At 65.1% G+C, this 24415-nt stretch carries 15 protein-coding genes; 12 read left to right on the top strand and 3 right to left on the bottom strand.

Annotated elements, in window-relative coordinates; all coding sequences use genetic code 11:
• Nucleotides 1-15 precede the first annotated feature (15 nt).
• Nucleotides 16-1404, bottom strand: coding sequence for an ATP-binding protein (locus AACH87_RS21095; RefSeq protein WP_338796524.1), 1389 nt, complete (start codon nucleotides 1402-1404; stop codon nucleotides 16-18).
• A complete protein-coding gene (ompR, locus tag AACH87_RS21090) occupies nucleotides 1401-2144 on the bottom strand; it encodes a two-component system response regulator OmpR (RefSeq protein WP_338796523.1) in 744 nt (247 codons plus the stop codon). Before ompR ends, AACH87_RS21095 begins: the two co-directional genes overlap by 4 nt.
• Nucleotides 2145-2353: 209 nt before the next feature.
• Here ompR and AACH87_RS21085 point away from each other — a divergent pair, with 209 nt between their 5' ends.
• Both AACH87_RS21085 and AACH87_RS21080 read left to right on the top strand, forming a co-directional pair.
• Nucleotides 2354-2950, top strand: coding sequence for a hypothetical protein (locus AACH87_RS21085; protein ID WP_338796522.1), 597 nt, complete (start codon nucleotides 2354-2356; stop codon nucleotides 2948-2950).
• 53 nt (nucleotides 2951-3003) lie between these two features.
• Nucleotides 3004-3975: an alpha/beta hydrolase gene (locus tag AACH87_RS21080; RefSeq protein WP_338796521.1), complete on the top strand. Its 972-nt coding sequence runs from the start codon at nucleotides 3004-3006 to the stop codon at nucleotides 3973-3975.
• Between the two features lie 66 nt (nucleotides 3976-4041).
• Here AACH87_RS21080 and uvrA read toward each other — a convergent pair whose 3' ends face one another.
• Complete coding sequence (gene uvrA / locus AACH87_RS21075; RefSeq protein ID WP_338796520.1) at nucleotides 4042-7098, bottom strand: excinuclease ABC subunit UvrA; 3057 nt, start codon at nucleotides 7096-7098, stop codon at nucleotides 4042-4044.
• 290 nt (nucleotides 7099-7388) lie between these two features.
• Here uvrA and cysC point away from each other — a divergent pair, with 290 nt between their 5' ends.
• The 10 genes from cysC (at nucleotide 7389) to AACH87_RS21025 (ending at nucleotide 24353) form a co-directional block, all read left to right on the top strand.
• On the top strand, nucleotides 7389-7946 hold the full coding sequence (cysC, locus tag AACH87_RS21070) for an adenylyl-sulfate kinase (RefSeq protein WP_338796519.1): 558 nt from the start codon (nucleotides 7389-7391) through the stop codon (nucleotides 7944-7946).
• Between the two features lie 78 nt (nucleotides 7947-8024).
• A complete protein-coding gene (locus AACH87_RS21065; RefSeq protein WP_338796518.1) occupies nucleotides 8025-8882 on the top strand; it encodes a choice-of-anchor U domain-containing protein in 858 nt (285 codons plus the stop codon).
• Between the two features lie 322 nt (nucleotides 8883-9204).
• A complete protein-coding gene (locus tag AACH87_RS21060; protein WP_338796517.1) occupies nucleotides 9205-12645 on the top strand; it encodes an Ig-like domain-containing protein in 3441 nt (1146 codons plus the stop codon).
• Nucleotides 12646-12738: 93 nt separating this feature from the next.
• On the top strand, nucleotides 12739-13794 hold the full coding sequence (locus AACH87_RS21055; protein WP_338796516.1) for a helix-turn-helix domain-containing protein: 1056 nt from the start codon (nucleotides 12739-12741) through the stop codon (nucleotides 13792-13794).
• A gap of 280 nt (nucleotides 13795-14074) precedes the next feature.
• Nucleotides 14075-14845 (top strand): choice-of-anchor U domain-containing protein, encoded by a 771-nt coding sequence (locus AACH87_RS21050; protein WP_338796515.1) that lies wholly within the window; start codon nucleotides 14075-14077, stop codon nucleotides 14843-14845.
• Nucleotides 14846-15056: 211 nt separating this feature from the next.
• Nucleotides 15057-16247: an MFS transporter gene (locus tag AACH87_RS21045; RefSeq protein WP_338799046.1), complete on the top strand. Its 1191-nt coding sequence runs from the start codon at nucleotides 15057-15059 to the stop codon at nucleotides 16245-16247.
• Between the two features lie 79 nt (nucleotides 16248-16326).
• Entirely contained in the window at nucleotides 16327-16881 is a 555-nt protein-coding gene (gene ssb, locus AACH87_RS21040) for a single-stranded DNA-binding protein (protein ID WP_338796514.1), read from the top strand.
• 137 nt (nucleotides 16882-17018) lie between these two features.
• Nucleotides 17019-18167 (top strand): VWA domain-containing protein, encoded by a 1149-nt coding sequence (locus AACH87_RS21035; RefSeq protein WP_338796513.1) that lies wholly within the window; start codon nucleotides 17019-17021, stop codon nucleotides 18165-18167.
• Between the two features lie 24 nt (nucleotides 18168-18191).
• The gene (locus AACH87_RS21030) at nucleotides 18192-20336 is read left to right on the top strand and encodes an SWIM zinc finger family protein (protein WP_338796512.1); all 2145 of its coding nucleotides are present in this window, start codon (nucleotides 18192-18194) and stop codon (nucleotides 20334-20336) included.
• A gap of 204 nt (nucleotides 20337-20540) precedes the next feature.
• On the top strand, nucleotides 20541-24353 hold the full coding sequence (locus AACH87_RS21025) for a DUF4132 domain-containing protein (RefSeq protein WP_338796511.1): 3813 nt from the start codon (nucleotides 20541-20543) through the stop codon (nucleotides 24351-24353).
• Nucleotides 24354-24415: the final 62 nt, after the last annotated feature.

Here is a 24415-nt window from a genome sequence, read left to right as displayed (position 1 = left end):
TTGGGCTCAAACTTTTCAATGTGCAGGCAGCACCAGCTTGGCCCGCAGGCCCTGGCCCGGTGCGCTGTGCAGCTCCAGGCGTCCCCCGTGGGCACGCGCCACGCGGTCGGCGATCGCCAGGCCCAACCCCGCGCCGGGGCGGCCACTGCGGGCGGCCTCGCCGCGGGCAAAGGGCTGGCGTATGCGTTCCAGCTCGGTGGCGGGCACGCCGGGGCCGTGGTCTTGCACTTCGATCCACACCCCATCTGCCCCTTGGCCCGTGCGCAGCACCACGGGTGCCGCACCGTGGCGCCAAGCGTTCTCTACCAAGTTGTCCACCGCGCGGCGCAGGGCTTGGGCCTGCACGGGTGTGGAGGGCGGCGCGCCCAGCTCCAGCGCCACGCTGCGGCCATGGTCGGCCTGCGCTTGGGCTATTGCGTGGGCCAGGTCGTCCAGCGCGGCGGGCTGCGGGGGCTCGGCCTCTTGCATGCGGGCAAAGTGCAAGAACTGGCCGAGGATGGCGTCCATCTCGTCCATGCTGCGCACCATGCGTGTGGACAGGTCTGGCTCGATCTGCGGCCCGGCAATTTCCACCGCGAGGCGCAGCTTGGTCAGGGGCGTGCGCAGGTCGTGCGATACGCCAGCGAGCATCAGCGCCCGCTCCTGGTCGGCCTGGGCCAGGCTGTGGGCCATGTGGTTGAAGCTGCGGGCCACGGTGGCGATCTCGGTAGGGCCGTCCTCGGGCAGGGGCTCGGGCGGCTGGCCCCGGGCCAGGCGCTGCGCGGCCTGCACCACGCGCTGCAGCGGCTGGTTGAGGTGGCGCTGCAGCCACCACGCGCCCACCAACGCCAGCACCATGCTGGCCAGCGTGGCCATGAGCCAGGCGCCAGTGAATTCGCGTGTGGGGAACACGCTGGGCAGGTTGAGCCAGTATTCCGTGCCTTCATGCACCACGCGCAGCGACAGCACGCCGCTGCTGTCGCGCCGCCAGACAGGCTCTGCCGACGGGGCGGGGCGCGTGCCTTGTGCCTCATCCAGCCGCTGCGTTACGGCGCGCACAAACTGCCGCTCCATGGGCGAGAGCACGGCACGCCAGGTGCCCGGTGCGGCGGCCCGTGCGTGGGCCTGTGTCTGCGCGGCCTGGTCGTTGAAGGCCTGCACAAACGCCTGCCGCTGCGCCGGTGGCAGCACTTGCAGCCCGGCGCGGATGGCGGCCACATTGCGTGCTACGCCATCGGCCACCTGCACCACGCGGGGCTGGAAGATCATCTGCCGCACCAGCACCGCTGCCACCAGCTGGCCCAGCACGATGAGCACGGCCATGAGCAGCAGGTTGCGGCCCAGCAGGCTGCGGGGCCACAGCCCACGCGGAGCATGCGCAATGGAATGGGGTGCGGGTGCGAGTGCGGGAGTGGAGGCGTTCATGGCTTGCCCTCGCTGGCGGGCGCCGCGCCGTCAGGCACAAACACATAGCCCACACCCCACACGGTGCGGATGTGGCGCGGCTGGGCCGGGTCGGCCTCGATGAGCTTGCGCAGTCGCATGATCTGCACGTCAATGCTGCGGTCGGTGGCGGTGTGGTCGGGGCCATAGGCCAGGGCCATGAGCCGGTCGCGGCCCAGCGGGCGCTGCGGGTTTTGCGCCAGCGCCAGCAGCAGTGCGAATTCACCCGTGGTGAGGGGAATGTCCGCCCCCGCCTTCTCCAGCCGCCGCTCGGTGGGCAGCAGCACAAAGTCGCCAAACGCGATTCGCTCGTGCACACCCTGCGGCCCGGTGTGCGCGCCCAGCATGCGCTGGCGGCGCACCATGGCCTGGATGCGGGCCAGCAGCTCACGCGGGTTGAAGGGCTTGGGCAGGTAGTCGTCCGCGCCCATCTCCAGGCCCACGATGCGGTCCACCGGGTCGCCGCGGGCAGTGAGCATCAGGATGGGAATGGTCTCGCCCTGCGCCCGCAGGCGCCGGCAGATCGAAAGCCCGTCTTCGCCCGGCATCATCACGTCGAGCACCAGCACGTCAAAGCGCTCACGCGCCAGCAGCACATCGAGCGGCCCGGCACCCTCCACCGTGCGCACGGTGTAGCCCTGGTCGCTCAGGTAGCGCTGCAGCAGGGCGCGCAGGTCGGGCTCGTCATCGGCGACCAGGATTTTGGCCAGGGTGTCGGTCATGGGCTGGGGCAGCGTTGGAAGGTGAATTGTGGCAATGGTAGGCGTTGGCGCGGCTTGCGCCTCGGCAGCCATGACAAGGCATGACGGGGGCACTGGCGTTTGTCATGGTTTGTCATACATCGGCCGTTTTCTGCCATCAATGGCTCACACCTGGGGGGCACAGTACAGCCATGCCGCATTCCGATGCATACCTCAAGGAGTTGACTGCCATGCCTTTGCTGCCCCGCCCCGCGGACCCTGACCTGCTCCAACGCCCTGTGCTCGCCGCCGGTGTGTTTGTGTTCTCAGCGCTTGCCGCACTGGGCCTGAGCGCCGTGTTGACACTGGCCGCCCCCGCCGAAGTGCAGGCCCGCACCCGCCACAGCGTGGACCACAACGCCGATGGCAGCACGACGGCCCACACCGGCGTGGCCCGCAGTGGCCCCAACGGCGCGGTGCTGCGCGGCCGCACCGCCACGGCCGATGGGCAAGGCAACGCGAGTGTGAGCAGCCGGGGTGCCGCCGTGGGCGCGCAAGGGGGCGTAGCCGTGCGCCAGGGCAGCACCACGCGCAGCGCAGATGGCAGTGCCAGCCACAGCGGCACCGTGTCGGCCCAGAACGCCCAGGGCAGCCTGCAAAGCAGCGGCGGGGCTACCCGCAATGCCGACGGCACTGTGACGCAGGCCCGCACGTCCACCGCCACCAGCGCAGCCACCGGCAACAGCGTGCAGACGCAAAGCAGCTACAGCAAAGACAGCGGCCTGAGCCGCAGCGCCACCTGTTACGACGCCAGCGGCACGGCCATGGCCTGCCCTGCGCGGCCTTGACGTCACCGCATTTCCCCACCGATCCCTACCGTCCCCATCCCAGGAGCTTTGCCATGTCCCTGCGCCAACTTTTCACAGTGACTGCCCTCGCCGCGCTCACGCTGGCCACCGCCAGCGCGCACGCCCAGACCACCCCACAAAACGGCGGCCGCCTGCGCGCCCTGATCGCCCAAAAGCAGGCTGCGGCCACCGAGGCTGCCCTGCCTGCGGGCGTGCAGCGCATTGCCGACGTGCCCTACGGCGTGGACCCGGCGCAGCGCATGGATGTGTATGTGCCCACCAGCCCCTCTACGGGCAGCAACAGCCTGGTGGCCAGCGCGGTGCGCGCACCGGTCATCTTCATGGTGCATGGCGGTGGCTGGCGGCATGGTGACAAGGCCATGGGCCGCGTGGTGCAAGAGAAGGTGAACCGCTGGGTGCCCAAGGGCTTCATCCTCATCTCCATCAATTACCGCATGCTGCCCGACACCCCCGTGGCCGTGCAGGAGCGCGATGTCCAGGCCGCCCTCATGACCGCGCAGCAGCGCGCTGGCACCTGGGGGGGTGACCCGAACCGTTTCATCCTCATGGGCCACTCGGCGGGTGCCCACCTGGTGGCGTTGCTCAACGCCCGCGCACCGCAGGCCCTGCGCGAAGGCGCCTGGCCCTGGCTGGGCACTGTGTCGCTCGACAGCGCCGTGATGAACGTGCCCGCCTACATGCGTGCGCCGCACATGCCGCTGTACGACGACGCCTTTGGCAGCGACCCGGCTTACTGGGTGGCGCTGTCGCCCTTCCACCAATGGACGGTGGGTGCGCCACCCATGCAGATGGTGTGCTCCACTGAGCGGGCAGACCAGCCCTGCACCCAGGCCGACGCCATGGCCCGCCACGTGCGCAACCAGGGCGGCCGCGCCGAGATATTGCCGCAGGACCTGAGCCACGGCGAAATCAACGCCCAGCTGGGCCTGGACAGTGACTACACCCGCGCTGTGGAATCCTTCATGGGATCGCTGGACGCCGAGGTGGCCCGCCGCCTGCAGTGATTCAAGTGCAATTGCTGCATTTTTGATAGCTGCTTGCGCTTATGGATCGGGCGCTAGAAGCCATTTTTATTCAGACTTTGACTGAAGGTAAGGCGCCAGATACCGTCCCGTGTGGCTCGCCGGGTTGGCCGCCAGTTCCTCCGGCGTGCCCACGCCCACCACGGTGCCCCCGCCCGCGCCGCCTTCGGGGCCCATGTCGATGAGCCAGTCGGCGGTTTTGATCACATCGAGGTTGTGCTCGATGATGACGATGGTGTTGCCCGCATCGCGCAGCTGGTGCAGCACCTTCAGCAGCAGGTCGATGTCGGCAAAGTGCAGCCCGGTGGTGGGCTCGTCCAGGATGTAGAGCGTGCGGCCGGTGTCGCGCTTGCTCAGCTCCTGCGCCAGCTTCACGCGCTGCGCTTCGCCGCCTGAGAGCGTGGTCGCGGCCTGGCCCAGGCGGATGTACGACAGGCCCACATCCAGCAGCGTCTGCAGCTTGCGGGCGATGGTGGGCACGTCCTGGAAGAAGGCCGCGGCGTCTTCCACCGTCAGCTCCAGAATCTGCGCAATGTTCTTGCCCTTCCACAGCACTTCCAGCGTCTCGCGGTTGTAGCGCTGGCCGTGGCAGATGTCGCAGGGCACGTACACGTCGGGAAGAAAGTGCATCTCCACCTTCACCACGCCATCGCCCTGGCAGGCCTCGCAGCGGCCACCGCCCGAAGACTGCGACACGTTGAAGCTGAAGCGCCCGGGGCCGTAGCCGCGTTCCTTGGCCGTGTTGGTCTCGGCCATCAGCTCGCGGATGGGCGTGAACAGGCCCGTGTAGGTGGCGGGGTTGCTGCGCGGCGTGCGGCCAATGGGGCTCTGGTCCACATTGATGACCTTGTCGAAATACTCGATGCCCACGATCTCCTCGTGCTCGGCCGGTTCTTCGTGCGCACGGTGAATCTGCCGCGCTACGGCGGCGTACAGCGTGTCGTTGACCAGCGTGCTCTTGCCCGATCCCGAGACCCCCGTCACGCAGGTCAGCAGCCCCACGGGGAAGTCCACCGTCACGCCCTTGAGGTTGTTGCCCGTGGCACCCACGACGCGCAGCGCCTGCACGGCGCCTTGGCGGGCGTGGTGCTCGGCCATGCGCTCGGCGCGGCGCTTGCTGGCCTCGGTCTGCGGAAAGCGCGACTTGGCCTTGGCCTCCACCACGGGCGCAGGCTGGTCCAGCACCGGCAGCCAGGGCGTGCGGCGCTTGGGCACGGCAATCGTGCGCGTGCCCGACAGGTACTGCCCCGTGAGCGACTGCGCATTGGCGCGCACTTCGTCATAGGTGCCCTGCGCCATCACCCGCCCGCCGTGCACACCCGCGCCGGGGCCCATGTCGATCACATGGTCGGCGGCGCGCATCATGTCCTCGTCGTGCTCCACCACGATCACGCTGTTGCCAATGTCGCGCAGGTGCTGCAGCGTGGCGATCAGCCGGTCGTTGTCGCGCTGGTGCAGGCCGATGCTCGGCTCGTCCAGCACATACATCACGCCCGTCAGGCCCGAGCCGATTTGCGACGCGAGGCGAATGCGCTGCGCCTCGCCACCCGAGAGTGTTTCGGCGCTGCGGTCCAGGCTCAGATAGCTCAGGCCCACGTCGTTCAAAAACTGCAAGCGCGTGGCGATCTCGCGCACCACCTTGTCGGCAATCTCGGCCTTGGCGCCGGTGAGCTTCAGCGCGTGGAACCACGCGTGCGCGTCGCTCAGCGTGGCATGGCTCACTTCGTAGATGGCGCGGGCCTGTTCGCCCTCGCCCACCTTCACATGCCGGGCCTCGCGGCGCAGGCGCACGCCGTGGCACTCGGGGCAGGGCTGGGTGCTGCGAAAGCGCGCCAGGTCTTCGCGCACCACCACCGAATCGGTCTCGCGGTAGCGGCGGGCCATGTTGGGAATGATGCCTTCGAAGGGGTGCTTCTTGGTGACGGTTTTGCCCTTCTGCGCGCCACTGTCGAGGATGTAGCTGAAGGCAATCTCTTCCTCACCCGAGCCATGCAGGATAGCGTGCTGCACGGGGGCAGGCAGCGATTCAAACGGCGCTTCAATGTCAAACGCGTAGTGCTTGGCCAGGCTCTCCAGCATCGCAAAGTAGTAGCCATTGCGCCGATCCCAACCTTTGATGGCACCGCTGGCCAAGCTCAGGGACGGGAAAGCCACCACCCGCACCGGGTCGAACACCTCGCGCTGGCCAATGCCATCGCACGCGGGGCACGCACCCATAGGCGAGTTGAACGAGAACAGGCGCGGCTCCAGCTCGGCCAGCGAATAGCTGCACACCGGGCAGGCGAACTTGCTGCTGAACAGGTGCTCCTGCCCCGTGTCCATTTCCAGAGCCAGCACGCGGCCATTGCCTTCGTGACCACCCACGCGCAAGGCCGCTTCGATGCTCTCGGCCAGGCGCTGCTGCAGGTCGGCGCGCACCTTCACGCGGTCGATCACCACGTCAATGTCGTGCTTCTCGGTCTTCTTGAGTTGCGGCAGGCTCTCGTGCTCGTAAATCTGCCCATCCACACGGAAACGGATGTAGCCCAGCGCCTGCATTTGCGCAAACAACTCGGTGAATTCGCCCTTTTTCTCGCGCGCCACGGGGGCCATGATCATGAGCTTGGTGTCTTCGGGCAGCGCCAGCACGGCGTCCACCATCTGGCTCACCGTCTGCGCGGCCAGCGGCAGGCCGTGGTCGGGGCAAAACGGTGTGCCCGCCCGGGCGTACAGCAGGCGCAGGTAGTCGTGAATCTCCGTCACAGTGCCTACGGTGGAGCGCGGGTTGTGGCTGGTGGCCTTCTGCTCGATGGAAATCGCGGGAGACAGCCCCTCGATCAGGTCCACATCGGGTTTATCGAGCCGCCCCAGAAACTGCCGCGCATAGGCCGACAGGCTCTCCACATACCGGCGCTGCCCCTCGGCATACAGCGTGTCAAACGCCAGACTGGATTTGCCCGACCCCGACAGCCCCGTGATCACCACCAGCTGGTTGCGCGGAATGTCGAGATCAATGTTCTTGAGGTTGTGCGTGCGCGCCCCCCGGATGCTGATGCGCTGCTCGCGCAGGGCGCGGGCGAGGTAGATGCCATCGGCGGGAGCGGTGGTTTCGTCGGGGCGGGTCACGGGTGGGATTTGAAAGCGAAACCCTGCATCATAGGCCGCTCGGTTTGTCGCTGTCCCTGACCTGCCTTTGTGGTCTCAAGGCCTTGGCAGTGGGCCCGTTGTTTGGAGCGAGGCACCTTTATTAGAGGCGCTAGGTCCGTTGTCGGCAGCTGGGTGGAAGATTTTGCGCTGTTTGGTCTTTGGGTGTTACCGCTTGGATCGTTACGATAAGCGTTCTCTTTCTAAATTGGTGTTGACCTCTGACTTCAAGCAACCCTCCCCTTTGTCCACCTGCGCTGACGCTGACCCGTTTGGATCGCGAGCGATTGGCGGGTCACCCTGGCCGTGTGGTCTGGCTGACGGGCCTGTCCGGCTCGGGCAAGTCCACTATTGCCAATGCACTGGAATGTGAACTACACCGTATCGGTATGCGCACCTATGTTCTGGACGGAGATAACGTTCGGCAGGGCTTGAATAGTGATCTCGGGTTCTCTGATGAGGATAGGGCTGAGAACGTTCGTCGCGTGGCGCATGTGGCTCGTCTTTTCCTGCAGGCCGGTGTGATCGTCATCGTTGCATTGATATCCCCATTCCGGGCAGACCGTGACATGGCGAGAGCACTGTTTGCCCACGGAGATTTTGTGGAGGTTTACGTGAACGTCCCGTTGGCTGTGGCAGAGCAACGGGATACCAAAGGCCTCTACAGGAAGGCGCGTCAGGGACTTTTACCTCAATTAACAGGCGTGGGCTCTGCGTACGAACCTCCGCTTTCCCCTGAGCTGGTTTTATGCACCGACAAGGAGACCCTGTCTACTTGTGTGGACTTGATGATGCCCTTTTTGACGAACGTTCCGAGTGCGAAGAACTAGAGCGTAGCCTTTGACTGCAGACCTTGGAAATCGTCATAAAAGGGTGTTGATAGTCGCTCTCCAAGGAATTTTTGACCCATGCCCCGCAACCGCGTGTCCACGACGGCTTTTGTCTTGCCGGCTGCCCTCTTGGCTGGCGGCTGGGGTGCCCTGCGCGCGGGGTTAGTGATTGCCATCGCTGGCCTGTGCCCCTGGATGGTGGTCAAAGCCAAGGATGCGGTTCCTGAAAGCCCCTTCTCGGCCTCAGCGCCACTGTTTTCCCAGGCTGCCAATCCCCTGGCCCAGGGCGGCCCCCCGTCAGCGGTGCCTGAAACCTCCCGCCGTACGTTGACGGGTGGACTGGAGGGCATGCAGGGGGATGCCCGGGTGGTGATTTCTGGGGGAGGGCCAAACTGTGCGCTGGAGCCGGGCGGCGGATTTGGTCGCCCGCCAGTGCCCCAGCCCCAGGGTGTGCGCATGCCCTACGGCGTGCTTGCGTTCAGTGCTTCAGGGTGTACCGGCAGCGTGACGGTGCGCCTGACCTACCCCGAGCCCTTGCCCCCCAGTGCCCAGCTCTGGAAGCTGGGGCCAGCCACCAAAGGGGCCCGCACATCCACCTGGTTTGCGTGGAGTGGTGCGGATTTCAGTGCCGACCGCCGCACGGTCACCTACACCGTGGAGGACAACGGAATTGGTGACTCCGACCCCGCTCTAGGCCGTATCCTGGACCCGGCCACTGTTGCGCTGGTGCCGGTGGTCGCCGTGCCCATGCCTGCCGATAACACCTGGGCCTTGTGGGCTGCGGCTGCCATCCTCGGGCTGATGCTCTGGCTGGATTTGCGCAGCAGGCCTCGCATCATAGGCCTGATGGCCCTTCGGGCGGGCTGCGTGGCCTCTGGATTTGCGTACTTGGAGCGATGCCAAAAACAAATTGCAGCTTGGCCTCACCTTTGTTAGCGTGACGACTTGATGCAGAAACAAGGTCCATCGCTCCGATCGGCCTGCCAATGCCCTCTGCGGGGGCTTCCTTCTTTGAGTCTGAACAATGGTGAATTTTTCTTTTCGTCCCTGGGGGCGGTTCGGCTCTGCTGTGGTGCTCACCGGGGTCTTGGCAAGCGGCCTGTGCCACGCCTCAGCGCCCGGGTCTGAACTCTTTGACTCATACGTTTTCCCTGAGAACGATACCTTCATATCCGTGGGACATCCGTATGTCGTCAACAATTGGCGCTTCTCGGTGTTGCGCTCCGACGGTCAAGTGGATACCAAGGCTACGCTGTATATGACGAACTTTTCTTTCGTCACTGTGTTGGCAGACACTAGCGATGGCGCCCTATGGATGGACGGTACCGGAAGCGCCGATGCAGCGGTGATCTCGCTGAAGGCCAATACCGGTGAAAAATTCAAGTTCATCAGCCTGACGCTGGAAAATCCCCAAAACAACAGTCAGGCTTACCGCATCCTGGGCCTGCGCGATGGCTTGCCTGTGAGCGGGGCCAGCAAAGACTTCACTCTTCCCTCGTATGGTTCTACAACCAGCGGCACCATTGTCTCCGTCGCTGGTGCCGCCTGGGCTTATGTTGATGAGATCCGGATCGTTCGGCAATCGGGTGGCACAGGTCTCGGGCTGTACATTGATGACATCATTGTCTTCGCAGGCATTGCGCCCCCCACCACCACGATCACCAGTGCTGCCCTGTCTGCCGATACCGGCACCTCCAGCACCGACTTCATCACCAACGTGCCAGCACAAACCCTCAGCGGCACCCTGTCTGCCAATCTGGCAACGGGAGAGACGGTGTCCGTGTCACTCGACAACGGAGCGAGCTGGACGGTAGCCAGCGCCACAGTCGGGCAAAGCACCTGGTCGCTCAGCGGCGCCACCTTGACCGGCAACGACACCCTGCTAGTCAAAGTGGTCGACTCCAGTGGCGCCAGTGGCCCGGTGTTTTCTCAAGCCTACGTGCTCGACACCACGGCCCCGACAGTCACGTTCAGCGTCCTTGCTCTCAGTGCTGACACCGGCGTCAGTAGCAGCGACTTCATTACCAACACGGCTGCCCAAACCATCACCGCCACTTTGAGCAGTGCCTTGGCCGGCGGCGACACGGTGTACGGCTCCCTCGATGGCGGCGCAACCTGGGCGGACATCACCAGCAAAGTCAGCGGCACCAGCTTAAGCTGGAATGGCGTGGTGCTGTCCCCTGGCAGTCAAACCCTGCAACTGAAGGTGGTCGATGTGGCCGGCAACAGCGGCAGTGTGAGCAGCCAGGCCTACACCTTGACCACCTCCATCCCCAACACCCCTAGTACGCCCGTGCTGGCAGTGGACACCGGCATCTCCAGCACCGATCGACTCGTCAATCTGGCCAACCCCACCCTGCAAGGCACGGCCGACGCGGGCGCCACCGTGACCCTTTATGAAGGCGCTACCCCCCACGGCAGCACGACGGCCACCGGCGGGGTGTGGAGCCTGGCGGCCAGTGGCCTGGGCAGCGGGGCGCACACGCTCAACGCCCGTGCCAGCGACGTGGCGGGCAATGTCTCGGCCGCCTCGGCCACGGTCTCCATCACCATCGACACCACGGCCCCTGCGGTGACCGCCGTGACGGTGCCCCCCAACGGCACCTACCATGCGGGCGACACGTTGTCCTTCACCGTGCAGCTGGACGAGCCTGTGTATGTAGACACCAGCGGCGGCATGCCCCGCATCGCCCTCACCGTGGGCAGCACCACCCGGTATGCCAACTATGTGTCAGGCTCTGGCACCAGCACCCTTCAGTTTGGCCACGCCGTGGTCACTGGCGACAGCGACAGTGACGGCATCACCGTCGGCGCCTTGGGCGCCAACGGCGGCACCATGATCGACGCCGCAGGCAATGCGGCCAGCACCACACTCAACGGCGTCGGCAGCACCGCAGCCGTGTTGGTCGACGCCCTGGTGCCCACCGTGGCCGGCGTCAGCTCCAGCACAGCCAATGGCAGCTACGGCGTCGGCCAGACCATCGTCATCACCCTCACTTTCAGTAAGGCGGTCAACGTCAACACCACCGGTGGCACGCCCACCTTGACGCTCAACAGCGGCGGTGTGGCCACCTATACCAGCGGCTCGGGCACCAACACGCTCACCTTCACCTACACCGTGGGTGCCGGTCAAGACAGTGCTGATTTGGACTACACCAGCACCAGCGCCTTGGCCCTGAATGGCGCCACCGTGACAGAAACCGGGGGGGCGCATCAAACGGCCTCACTCACACTGGCTGCACCCGGCGGAGCGGGCTCGCTCGGGGCCAACAAAGCCATCGTCATCGACACCACTGCGCCCAGCACCACCGTGGCGTCGGCCACCTTGTCGGCAGACACCGGCAGCAGCAGCACTGATTTCATCACCAACGTAGCCTCCCAAACGCTCAACGGCACCCTGTCGGCACCACTGGCCACGGGCGAATCGGTGCTGGTGTCGCAAGACAATGGCAGCACCTGGGGCAACGCTTCTGCCACCGTGGGCAGCGTGGCATGGTCGGTCTCGGGCATCACCCTCGCTGGCACCAACACCTTCAAGGCGCGGGTGCAAGACGCCGTAGGCAACGTCGGCACGGCGTGGTCGCAAGCCTATGTGCTGGACACTGTGCCGCCGCTCACACCGACGGTGGGCACGCAAACCGTGCACAGCTTGACCCCCACCCTCACTGGCACTGCCACTCTGTCAGCGGGCGAGGTGCTGACTGTAGCCGTCGGTGGCGCTACATACCCAGTGGTCCCGGTTGCGGGCAATTGGAGCTTGAATCTGGCTTCGGCCAGCCCCTCCAGTGGAACCCTGGCACTGAGCTACAGCACGACTTACAGCGTGACCGCCACAGCCTCCGATTTGGCTGGCAATGCTGCGGTGGACGTTACGGCCAATGAATTGGTCATCGGCACCGCGCCTGCGGTACCGGATGCGCCCTCCTTCACCTCGGTCACAACTGCAGACCGTTCTGTGACACTGGTCTGGACCGTCCCTGCAGCCAACAACAGCGCTATCTCGGGTTACCAGGTGACGGGTAGTCCCTCTGGCTCTTGCAATGTCAATAACGGCACGACCACCACTTGCACCATCGGTGGGCTGACCAACGGCACCAGCTATACCTTCAGGGTGCAGGCCGCCAACGGCGTTGGTAGCAGCGCTTTGTCTGCAGCTTCGGCACCCGTGGTGCCCAGGCTGCTGGAGGTCACTTCGCCAGCGCCCGGCATGACAGGTATGGCCAAGGCCACGCTCAGTGGCGGCGGCAGCACCTGCACTCTGGCGCCGTCCAGCGGATTTGCCGGACTGTCTAACCCTGCACCTGCTGGCAAAACGATGCCCTACGGCGAATATGCTTACCGTGCCACTGGCTGTGCGACTTCAGTCACCATGACGCTCGAATACCCACAGCCATTGCCCGCAGGAATACAGTTTTGGAAATATGGCCCAGCAACGGCCGGTGCAACGACCTTTGGATGGTTCCAACTGAGCGGTGTATCGGTCAGCCCAGACCGCCGTACGGTCAGTTACACCATACTGGACAATGGCGCAGGCGATTCCGATCCTGCTGTGGGAAGCATCGTGGATCCGATTGCTCCTATGTTGGGGCCTGTGGACCCTGCCGGTATTCCAGTGGACAACCCCTGGGCCCTGGCTTCACTTTCCACGTTGTTGACGCTGCTTGCTTGGCGTACGCGGCGTTATGTGGCGAGCGCTTGAGCGATGATTGGGAGAGACTCCTGAATTTGGCGCGGCGGGTGTACTTGTGCAAGGGCATGGAGCAAGTTTGAGGGCTACATAATCACCCCCGCCATGCCTGCCTCCCAGCCGCTTCCATCCACCGTCTTCTCTACCGATCCGTTTGAGGGCGAAGAGCGCTTTGAGGCGTGGCGGCAGAGTATTTCGGTGGTTTTTGATGTGGCTCCCCTGACTCCACAGGATGCGCAGGTGTTCGATGCCTCTGTGGAGGCGACCCATCTGGGCATGCTGCTGCTGGGCGATACGCGGTTCAGTGGGCAGCAGTTTTCGCGCCAGCGTGCCAAGGTGGCGCGTGATGGCATGGACCATTACCTGGTGCAGTGGTATCGCGAGGGGGGCTTTGTGGGGCACTGTGATGACGGGCGAGACATGGAGGTGCGGGCCGGGGATGTCTCTGTGCTTGACCTGTCCCGCACGCTGCGGACCTTTGCCAAGCCATCGCATGTGCTTTCCATGATCGTGCCGCGGGTGCTGGCGGAGGAAGCCTTTGGCAACCGTTCCCCGGACCTGCACGGTACGGTATTGCGCAGGGAAACCGCGCTGGGTGGGCTGTTTTGCGACCACTTGCGCTCCCTGCAGCATCGCCTTCCCTCCATTGACCTGGAGGACGCCCCGCATGTAGCCCGTGCCAGCGTGCAGATGCTGGCAGCCTGTGTACGGCCCAACGCCGATACGCACGCGCAGGCGCGGGATGCCATGGAGGGGGTGACGCTGGATCGAATCCAGCAGCACATTGCCCGCAACCTGGGTTCGGCCATCAGCCCGGAAGGCTTATGCAACCATTTCGGGTTGTCGCGCAGCCAGCTCTATCGCCTGTTTGAGCCATTGGGTGGTGTGGCCAATTTTGTTCAACAGCGGCGCTTGCTGCAGGCTTTTCACACGCTGGTCAATCCGGCCAGCCGGAGGTTGCGGGTGGCGGAAGTGGCGGCGCGGGTGGGTTTTTCCAGCAATGCGCATTTCAGCCGGGCCTTTCGAGCCGCGTTTGGGGTGTCGCCCACCGATGCACGGGCCATGGCGCTCGCCCAGACGGCGTCTGCCGCGCTGGCTGAAGCCGAGGGGTTCTCATCGGTCGAATACGCGGCGTGGATGCGCACCCTGAAGGTGCGATGACTTAGAGCGGCTCACAAAACTCCCTTGGCGTCGTTGTTTCGTCTTGTCATACCCGGCGTACTGCCTGCGACGAAACGCTTAGCCAAGGCCGCAGCGCTGAGTTTTGTCAGCCGCTCTTGGCGTAGGCGTGCCCGCCCATCGTTCGCGTGGGACTTGGGACGCTCAGTCAACAAATTGCAGACGCACAGACAAATGCCGCGGTGCAAGCTGCCTACGATTCCCAGCAGGGCGCATCCGTGCATAGCACGGGTCGTTTCGCTCTTCAAGGAATTTTTGACCCATGCCCCGCAACCGCGTGTCCACGACGGCTTTTGTTTCGCCGGCTGCCCTCTTGGCTGGCGGCTGGGGTGCCCTGCGCGCGGGGTTAGTGATTGCCATCGCTGGCCTGTGCCCCTGGATGGTGGTCAAAGCCAAGGATGCGGTTCCTGAAAGCCCCTTCTCGGCCTCAGCGCCACTGTTTTCCCAGGCTGCCAATCCCCTGGCCCAGGGCGGCCCCCCGTCAGCGGTGCCTGAAACCTCCCGCCGTACGTTGACGGGTGGACTGGAGGGCATGCAGGGGGATGCCCGGGTGGTGATTTCTGGGGGAGGGCCAAACTGTGCGCTGGAGCCGGGCGGCGGATTTGGTCGCCCGCCAGTGCCCCAGCCCCAGGGTGTGCGCATGCCCTACGGCGTGCTTGCGTTCAGTGCTTCAGGGTGTACCGGCAGCGTGACGGTGCGCCTGACCTACCCCGAGCCCTTGCCCCCCAGTGCCCAGCTCTGGAAGCTGGGGCCAGCCACCAAAGGGGCCCGCACATCCACCTGGTTTGCGTGGAGTGGTGCGGATTTCAGTGCCGACCGCCGCACGGTCACCTACACCGTGGAGGACAACGGAATTGGTGACTCCGACCCCGCTCTAGGCCGTATCCTGGACCCGGCCACTGTTGCGCTGGTGCCGGTGGTCGCCGTGCCCATGCCTGCCGATAACACCTGGGCCTTGTGGGCTGCGGCTGCCATCCTCGGGCTGATGCTCTGGCTGGATTTGCGCAGCAGGCCTCGCATCATGGGCAAATAGAGAAAGCGGAATCGACTGGCGGTTTTCGCATCGCCGATGGCGCCTGTGGCCGCTTCGCGGGCAGCATTCCTCAGGTCTGAGAGCGAGGTGAGCGCCAATCGGTGAAAATCGCTGTTTGCTTTACGAGCCTCAGCGCACCACCGTGCCGGATTCCTCATCTCTCCTGTCGGCAACCTCCAACATGGCCCGACCCGATGCTTCTGCCCAGCGTATGACTGCGTTGGAGCGCCGCTCCAGCGTCAGCCTGGCGCTGATCTTTGCCTTGCGCATGCTGGGCCTGTTTCTTGTCTTGCCAGTTTTCGCTCTGGAGGCGCGCAAATACCCGGGCGGCTCTGATCCGGCGCTGGTGGGCCTGGCCATGGGCATTTATGGCCTGACCCAGGCCGTGCTGCAGTTGCCCTTGGGCATGGCGTCTGACCGCTTTGGGCGCAAGCGGGTCATTGTTCTGGGCTTGTTGGTGTTTGCCGGGGGCAGTCTGCTGGCTGCGCTGGCCGATACGCTCATGGGCCTGCTGGTCGGGCGTGCCCTGCAGGGGGCCGGGGCGGTGTCGGCGGCAGTCACGGCCTTGCTGGCGGACCAGACACGGGATACGGTGCGCACCAAAGCCATGGCCCTGGTGGGCGGCAGCATTGGCCTGATGTTTGCTGTGGCCTTGGTGGCTGCGCCCGTGCTGACGGCTGCGGTGGGGCTTTCTGGCCTGTTTGCGCTGACCTGTTTGCTCGCATTGGGCGGTGTGGCCGTAGTGCTGTGGTGGGTGCCGCCGGAGCCCGCCGAGCTGAAGAATGCACCCCGCGGACGCCTGGCAGATGTATGGGCTCACCCGGATCTGCTGCGGTTGAACCTGGGAGTTTTTGTGCTGCACACGGTGCAACTGTCCATGTGGGTGGCTGTGCCGGCCCTGCTGGTGCAGGCAGGTGTTGCCAAGGACCACCACTGGCAGGTGTATTTGCCAGCGGTGGTGCTGTCTTTTGCTGCCATGGGTGGCCTGTTTGCGCTGGAGCGTCGTGGGCATCTCCGCGTGGCCCTGCTGGGTGCCATTGGCCTGGTGTTGGTGGTGCAGGCGGGCCTTGGTGTGCTGGCTGCCAGTGGATCTGAGCCCACGCTGTGGGTGCTGGGGCCGCTGCTCTTTGTGTTCTTTTGCGGCTTCAACGCGCTGGAGGCCACGCAGCCCAGCCTGGTCTCGCGCATGGCTCCTGCGCCATTGCGTGGCGCGGCACTGGGCAGCTACAACACGCTGCAGTCCATGGGTTTGTTTGCGGGTGGGGCGCTGGGCGGCGCACTGGTCAAATGGGTGGGCCCTGCCGGACTTTTCGCCACCACCACGGCCTTGATGGCGGTGTGGCTGACACTGTCCTGGAAGCTCCAGCCCGTGGGCCGCAGTGGTGCAAGCGCCGGACATTGACGGGGTTGCGGCACAATGGAGCGTTTGGCGTTCGGAAATCCTCCCCAAATCCGGCGCTGTTTTAAGTGAAGGCAAAGCCATGGCATCCATCAACAAAGTCATCATCGTCGGCAACCTGGGCCGTGACCCTGAAATGCGCACCTTTCCCAGCGGGGATCAGGTGGCTAACGTCACGATTGCCACCACAGACAAGTGGAAAGACAAGCAGACCGGTGAAATGAAGGAAGCCACCGAGTGGCATCGCGTGGTCTTCAATGGCCGTCTGGCCGAAATCGTGGGCCAGTACCTGCGCAAGGGCTCGCAGGTGTACGTGGAAGGCAGCCTGCGCACCCGCAAGTGGACCGACCAGAACGGCGTTGAAAAGTACAGCACCGAAATCCGCGCCGACCAGATGCAGATGCTGGGCGGCCGGCAGGGCATGGGCGGCCAAGGTGGCGGCCAGCAAGGCGGTGGCTATGACGAGGGCGGCTACGGCGGTGGCGACCAAGGCGGCTACGAACAGGCTCCTCGCCGTGCAGCCCCCGCACCACGCCCCATGGCCGCACCGGCCCCGCGTCCCGCACCAGCGCCTGTGGCGCAGCCTCCCCGTGCGGCTTCGGGCTTTGACGACATGGACGACGACATTCCGTTCTGACTCTTGGCCAGCGTGCGTACCCGCACACCCCAGAAAGCCTGCCCGCGTTCGCGCTGGCAGGCTTTTTTGTGACCGCATGCGCTTTGTGCGTGAGCACCTGTGGTTGGTATGGTTGATCCAGACACCGCGTTTCCTTCATGACCGCTCCACCCGATTCGCCTGCATCTGACGACGCCCTGCGCCGCTGGCGGCTCATTCTGGGCCGCTATGCCGCGCGGCCCATGGGGGGCGTGGGTATGCAGGGCGAGGACTGGAAGCTCGACCAGGCGCTGGAGTACCTGTATGGGCGCGAATACGATGGCCGGGGCTTGGCCAAACCTGCGGGCGGGCCTGGGTCGTTGGACCCGACGCAGCTGCGCGCCATTGACTGGCTCAACCGTTCGCGCAAGCTGTTTCCGCAAGAGGTGTTTGAGCGGATGCAGACGCAGGCGATCGACCGCTACCAGCTCACCAGCCTGCTCAATGACCCCGAGGTGCTGCGCTCGATGGACGCCACCCCCGGCTTGGCCAAGGCCCTGCTGGGCATGCGGGGCCGTTTGTCCGGGGAGATGCGTGACGCCGTGCGCGATGTGATTCGCAAAACGGTGGACGAGATCACCCGCCGCCTCAAAAGCGACTTTGTGAACGCGCTGGTGGGCCGCCGCAACCGGCAGCGCCGCTCATTGGTGCCCAATGCCCAGACCTTTGACGCGCGCGCCACCATTGCCGCCAACCTCAAAAATTACAGCGCCGAGCGCGGTCAGCTCGTCATTGAGCGCCCACTGTTCAATGCCCGCATCAAGCGCAACCTGCCCTGGGATGTGGTGCTGTGCGTGGACCAGAGCGGCTCGATGATGGACTCGGTGATCTACAGCGCCGTGGTGGCGGGCATCATGAGCTCGCTGCCCGCCGTGCGAGTGAAGCTGGTGGTGTTTGACACCAGCGTGGTGGACCTGACCCACCTGGCACATGACCCGGTGGAGGTGCTGCTCACGGTGCAACTGGGTGGTGGCACCGACATCGGCCGCGCCGTGCGCTACTGCGAATCGCTCATCAGCAACCCGCAGCGCACGGTGTTCACGCTGATCAGCGACTTTGAAGAAGGCGCATCGCCTGGCCCCTTGCTGGCAGCGGTGCAGCGCATGGCGCAGTCGCGGGTCAAACTGCTGGGGCTGGCGGCGCTGGATGAATCGGCCAACCCTGTGTACGACAGGCAAATGGCCCAGCGCCTGGCCAGCCAGGGCATGCATGTGGCCGCCCTCACGCCCACCCACTTTGCGCAGTGGCTGGCCGAGGTGATGAACTGAGCTGCCTGAGTCGACTGAAACCCCATGACCTGGACCCACGCCTACCGCGCCTACGACGACGACACCTTGGCTACGCTGGCCAATGCGGGCCTGCTGCGCCGCGCAGCCAAAGATGTCGAGGCGGGCAAGGTGCAGTGGCAGCGCCAGGGCGAAGCTGACGGCGTGCTGCTGGCCGATGGCCAGCAGGTGCAGTTGGATGCGCGCGGCCCCCAGAAGGCGCAATGTGACTGCCCCGCACCGGGTTTGTGCAAACACATTCTGGCGGCTGCACTGTGGCTGCGCGCACTGCCGGAGGGAGGCGCGAACACCGATGCTCCTGAGGCTGCGCCCGCTGGTATGGCACCGCCGGATACCAGTGCAGAGGCCTCCGCTCCACCGTCGCCCTTGGTGCAGATGGACCCCCTGGCAGAAGTGCTGGCGCTGGACTCCGCAGCCCTCTTCAAAGTCGCAGGTGTGGCCGCGCAGCGGCGGGCATGGCAGGCCCTGCCCTGCGGGGTGGAGTGGCGCGTGCAAGGCAGCGCGTTGGTGATGGACTTGCCTGCCCTGGGTGTGAGCTGCCGCTGGGTGGCGGGGGCAGGGTTTGACGGCATGGTGTCCGAGGTGCCCGCACGTGAGCGGCGAGCGGTGCATCTGATGGCCCTGGCCGCTGTGCGCAGCGCCGCAGGGCAGCCGCTGATGTGGCCCGATGGAAAAACGCCCCAGGCAGCGCCCGTCACCGAGGCACCACGCCCCTTGGGTGCCAGCGAGCGCATGTTTGTTGGCCAAGTGCAGGCGTTGTTGGGAGAGCTATTGCGCGGCGGGCTATCGCATGTAAGCCGCCTGTCGAGCGCGCAGCTGCTGGCGCTGAATATGTCGGCCCGGGGCGAAGGTCTGCCCCGCCTGGCTGCATTGCTGCGTAACCTGGCGGGCATGGTCGATGGGCTGGAGCGGCGTGACCACCGCATGCTGGAAGCCGATGCACTGGCTCTGATGGCCCGCACACACGCGCTGTGTGTGGCCCTGACCGCACCTGACCCTGTCCATGACGTCACGTCTGACATGCTGGTGCGGCTGCGTGGCCGCATACGGCGTGATTTTGATGAGAGCGCCAGCTTGGCGCTTTTGCCCTTGGGCGCTTACTGGTGGCAAACGCTGGGCGGCGCACGCGGGCTCACCTTGGGGCTGTGGGATATCGATGGCCGACGCCTGCTGCAGGCCACACTGGCGCGGCCCGATGGCAGCGACCTGGGCTTTTCGCGCCACACCGCCTGGGCAACCCTCGCCGTGTGGCCAGGAGCCGGTTCTGCACAAAAGCTGTGCCACACGCCATTGCAATTGGAACAGCCCCGCCTGGCTGACGATGGTCGTCTGGCCGTGGGTGGCTCCAGCCGCGCCAGTGCAATCCCTGTCTGGCGGGCTGACGACCCGCGTCTGACCACGCTGGGCTATGGCCGCTGGGCCGATTTGCGCGAGCCACTGCAGGCTGCCACTGGCCTGGGCGGTGAGCCGGTAGACATGCTGCTGCTGCGCCCCTCTCGCACCTACCCCCCGGTGCTGGACGAGACGCGCCAGCAACTGCACTGGCCATTACAGGATGACGTTGGCCAGTGGTTGCGTCTTACGGTTCCCGTGAGCGACGAGACCGCGCTGCGTCTCGATAACCTGGACCGCCTCACTGCCCGGCAGGCACCCATTCATGCCGTGCTGGTGCGTGTGGAGCGCACTGGCGCAGAGACCTTGCTGGTGCCTGTGGCAGTGCTCAGCAGCGGCGTGTCTGCAGGTTCTACCGGTGATGCGGTGCAGGCCGTATCGCTGGACTTTGCCACGGAGCCTGCGCGCCCTACGCCTTTGGCGCAGCGCATCTTGCGGTTGATGCAATGGCGCAAGGAGCAACAGGCCGCTCCCGTGCTGATGCAGCCTACGCTGGCCCAGCGCCTGCTGCAGCCGGTGATGACTGTGCTGGAGACCCAGGCCGCCACGGGCCGCATGGCGCTGACGGATGCGCAGCGTGCGGCCCTGGTCCAGGCGCACGCCGCCCTGGCCTCGGTGGGCCTGCGGGCGTTGGAGGCGGCCTTGCGGGCCCACCTGCAAACACCCAGCAGCGACAGCCTGCTGTCCCTGGCCTGTCTGGCGCAATGGGCGCAGGAGCTGGATGGTCTGCCTTTGTGCGCTGAATCCGATACGCATTGATACACATCCGCACGCAAATGCGGCGAACGCGCGACATATGCCACACAGGTCGCAGGCAACTGTATCGAGAGGGCTCCGAAGCCGTTGCATCGCCACGGTCTGCTGCCAGAATGCTCGGTTTTCGCACCGAGACTCTTCAAAAGAGATCTTGAACAGGTTCCAGGGTCTCGGCGCTCCTCTGCTCACAACCTACAAGGGATGCCCATGGGATTGCTCGACAAGATGGTGAAGGCCGTGCTGGGATCGACCGCCAACGATGCGGGTGCATTGACGTCCGGCCAGGTGAATCTGCTGCGCCAGGTCGTCGAGCCATTGGCCACCTTGTCCGCCCCGCGAGTGGCCGAGCGAGCGCTGGCTTTCATCACCGAGGGCACCGAAGAAGGCGTGCTGCAGGACCTGGCTTCCGTCACACCCGCTGATGTGAGCAGCAACCTGCTGGGTCAGCCGGGTCGGTTGCGCTGGGGTTTTCATCTGGGGTATGGAGCCCAGTCGAAGGGGCAGAGTGAAGGCGCCAAGAGCATGGCGGGCCGTGCTGCGTTTTACGACAGTGTGGCCACGCATCCTGTGCCGCTGGATGTGATCGTTCGGCTGGGCAAGGTACTGGCCGCGGGCGATCAGGGCAAATCGCTGGATCATCCTGGCGCACCCATCCCCGATTGGTTGCAATACCTCGTCAATGACGCGCTGCACGCTTCTTTCAGCGGACATGGTCAGCACAACCTGACCCAGCGCCGCGCCTGGAGAGTCCCCCTGTTTGCCCAGCTGCTGGCGCATGAGGGGCTGGACGAAACCCTGGTGCTGCAACTGGTGTTTGAGCGCAAGGGGCTCGACAGCTTCTACTCTGACCACCTTCGCGGATTGGTGGAACCCACCGAGGTGGCCGACTACATGCGAGGCCACCCTGAGGCCGTGCGAGCCTTGCTGCAGCAGCTGTCTGCCAGTGGCAAGGTAGAGCTGGCAAAGCGTATCGGGCAGTCCCCAAGCCTGGCCACAGAATTTGCAGCCGAACTGGTCGCTTTGGCAGTAGACGGCGCCAAGACCGCGCGCGTCGAGGCTATCAAGCACCTGGAATGCATTCCTACCGAAGACCGCCAGCGCCTGCTGGGCAACCTGCTGCGCGAGGGCGAAACGGCCCAGCGCACGCAGGCTGCCGAACTGCTGGCCCGCTGGCCTGTCGACAACACGGCCCCCCTGCTGGAGGTAGCCTTGGAGAGCGAGAGCAGCAAGCCTGTGCAGCAGGCCATTCGTGCTGCCTTGAACCGCTTGGGGGCGGCCAGTGATGCGCAAGAGCAGACCCTGCCCCCCGCGCCCGAGTGGACGCCCTTTGCCGACGCCCCCTTGGGCGACGCTGCACTGGCACTGTTTGAGGCCAACCGCAAAGAAGTGCTGGAGCGTGCCCGCAAAGCTGCGGAAACCGAAATCGAAGACAACAAGAGCGCCAAGCACACCTACACCTGGAGTCAGCAGCATTACGCCAAATTGGGCAAGGTCACGACCGAGGATCTGCAGGCAGCCCTGGATGTGCTGAACGGCGCAGGCGACAAGAAGACTGCGCAGCGGGTGCGCAATGGCGAAGTTGCCAACGTGGTGAGCGCAGGCAATCGTATGTACACATTGCCTGGTTTTAGCCCGGTTCACCTGGTGCGCTGGCTAACGGCATCGCACCACTGGCGCAGCTTCTGGGCCGATGATGGGTTTCAGAAATGGCTGGGCCAACAGCCCGCCGGCAGCGTGGATCTGCGAGCCCTGGCGGCCGTTTTTCAAGGTGCAGGCCTGCCGCTGGAAGATGTGGCCCGCGCAGCGCTGTGTGATTACTGGAGCACCCCCAACGCTGTGGATGTGCTGCCGCCCGAGCAGATCTGGCCCTTCTTTGCAGAACACCCCGAGTTCATCGACGAAGGTCTGGGCCTGGTGGCACCACCCAAGCGGGAGCGAACCCAATGGCCGATGGACATGGGGGCCACCATGCGTGTGCTGGCCGTGTTCCCGTACATCCCTGCGCGCTGGATGCCGCGCCTGATGGAACTGGCGCTGGGCGAGGGCAAAACCCACCGCGCGCTGGCCCAAAAGGCCCTGGCCCGCGTGCCCGATATTGGCCGCAGCGTGATCGACTCACTGGCTCACACCAAGAGCGAAGTGCGTATCGAAGCCGCCCGCTGGCTTGCCGACCTCAAGCACACCGCCGCAGTGCCCTCCCTGACCCAGGCCCTGGACAAGGAAAGCCGCGAAACCGTGCGCGCAGCCTTGTTGACGGCACTGGAGGCGCTGGGTGAAGACATCGCGCCCCGTCTGGCCCCTGCACTGCTGCTGGCCGAGGCCAAAAAGGGTCTCAAGGCCAAGCCCCCCGCGGGGTTGGCCTGGTTTGCCATGGACGGCCTGCCTGCCGCCCGCTGGGCTGATGGCAGCGCGGTGGAGCCCGAGATCATCCGCTGGTGGGTGGTGCTGGCGTGCAAGCTCAAAGAGCCCGGAGGCAATGCCTTGTTGACCCGCTACATGGGGCTGCTGGATGCCGCCAGCCACCAGGCACTGGGCAGCACGGTGCTGCGCCAGTTCATTGCGCAAGACACGCGCCACCCCCCGCTGGAAGAAGGCATTGCCTACGCCAATCAGCACGCTGCGCAGCGCTACCAGAACTACCAGCGCGGTTACCAGAACGCCAAGCCCGAGTACCGCCAGTACTACGAGGCCAACTATGCCAAGTCGCCAGAGCAGGTGTTTGAGGAATGCAAGCGCGAGAAGATGGGCGAGTACCTGGGCAGCGCCATTGGCGAAAAGGGCATTCTGGCCCTGGCCGCCCACGCGCCGGGCCACGAGATCGTGACCCTGCTGCAGCAGTACATGCGTGACCATTACCAGCGCCGTGCACAGATTGAAGCCATGCTCGAAGGGGTGGCTCCGGGCAACGACCCGCTCGTCATCCAGTTGATGCTGAGCCTCTCGCGCCGCTACCGCACTGCCTCCGTCCAGACCAAGGCCCGCGCCCTGGTGCAGGAGATTGCCGACCGCAACGGCTGGACGCAGGATCAATTGGCAGACCGCACCATTCCCACCGCGGGCCTTGACGACACGGGTGTGCTGACGCTGCCTTACGGCGACCGCATCTTCACCATGGTGCTGGATGCCGCCATGAAGCCCGAGCTGCGCAACCCCGAGGGCAAGGTCATCAAGGCCTTGCCTGAGCCGCGGCAGACCGACGATCCGGCGCAGGTCAAGGAGACCAAGGCCCTGCTGTCGGGCAGCAAAAAGGAACTCAAACAGGTGGTGGACTTGCAGACCGCCCGCCTGTTTGAGGCCATGTGCACAGGCCGTCTGTGGCCGGTGGGGGAGTGGCGCGAATACCTGCAGCAGCACCCGGTAGCCGGGCGGCTGGTGCAACGCCTGGTGTGGATGGAGCTGGACGCGCAAGGCGAGCTGCTGCAAACCTTCCGCCCCACCGAAGACGGCAGCCTCATCAACACCGAGGACGACGAGGTCAGCCTGAGCGATGGCAGCAGTCTGCGTCTGGCCCATGCCTCGCTGCTGGCCGACGCGCAGAGCGCTGCATGGGTGAAGCACTTCAAGGACTACAAGCTTGCGCCCCTGTTCGCGCAAATGGCGCGCAAGGCCCCCGATCTGGCACAGGTAGACGCGCAGGGTACGGCCGTGCGCGAAATTGCCGACCGCCAGGGCTGGGTGAGCGATACCTTTACCCTGCGGGGTACCTTCACCAAGCTGGGTTACCAGCGCGCTCAGGCCGAGGATGGCGGCTTTTTCTACCAATACAGCAAAGAGTTTTCGAGTGTTGGCGTGCGCGTAGTGATGGAGTTCTCGGGCAATTGCCTGCCTGAGGAGAATGTGGCCGCAGCGCTGAAGACCCTGAGCTTTGAAGACACGCGGCAGCGTGGCTGGGGTGACCACCGCATGGCGCTGGCCGATGTGCCACCCGTCCTGCTTGCAGAGGCCTATGGCGACTACCTGGCTGTGGCCAAAGTGTGCGCAGGCTTCGATGCCGACTGGGAAAAGAAAATGCCTTGGTAGTGGTGGGGCCGTCGGGGCAGGTGCGGGAGGGGCTTTGGACCTTGGCAGAGGTCCCTTTGGCA

The organism is Acidovorax sp. DW039 (genome assembly GCF_037101375.1).
Classification (GTDB): domain Bacteria; phylum Pseudomonadota; class Gammaproteobacteria; order Burkholderiales; family Burkholderiaceae_C; genus Acidovorax.
Note: the sequence above shows the minus strand (reverse complement) of the source record. Positions and strands in the feature narration are given on the sequence as shown.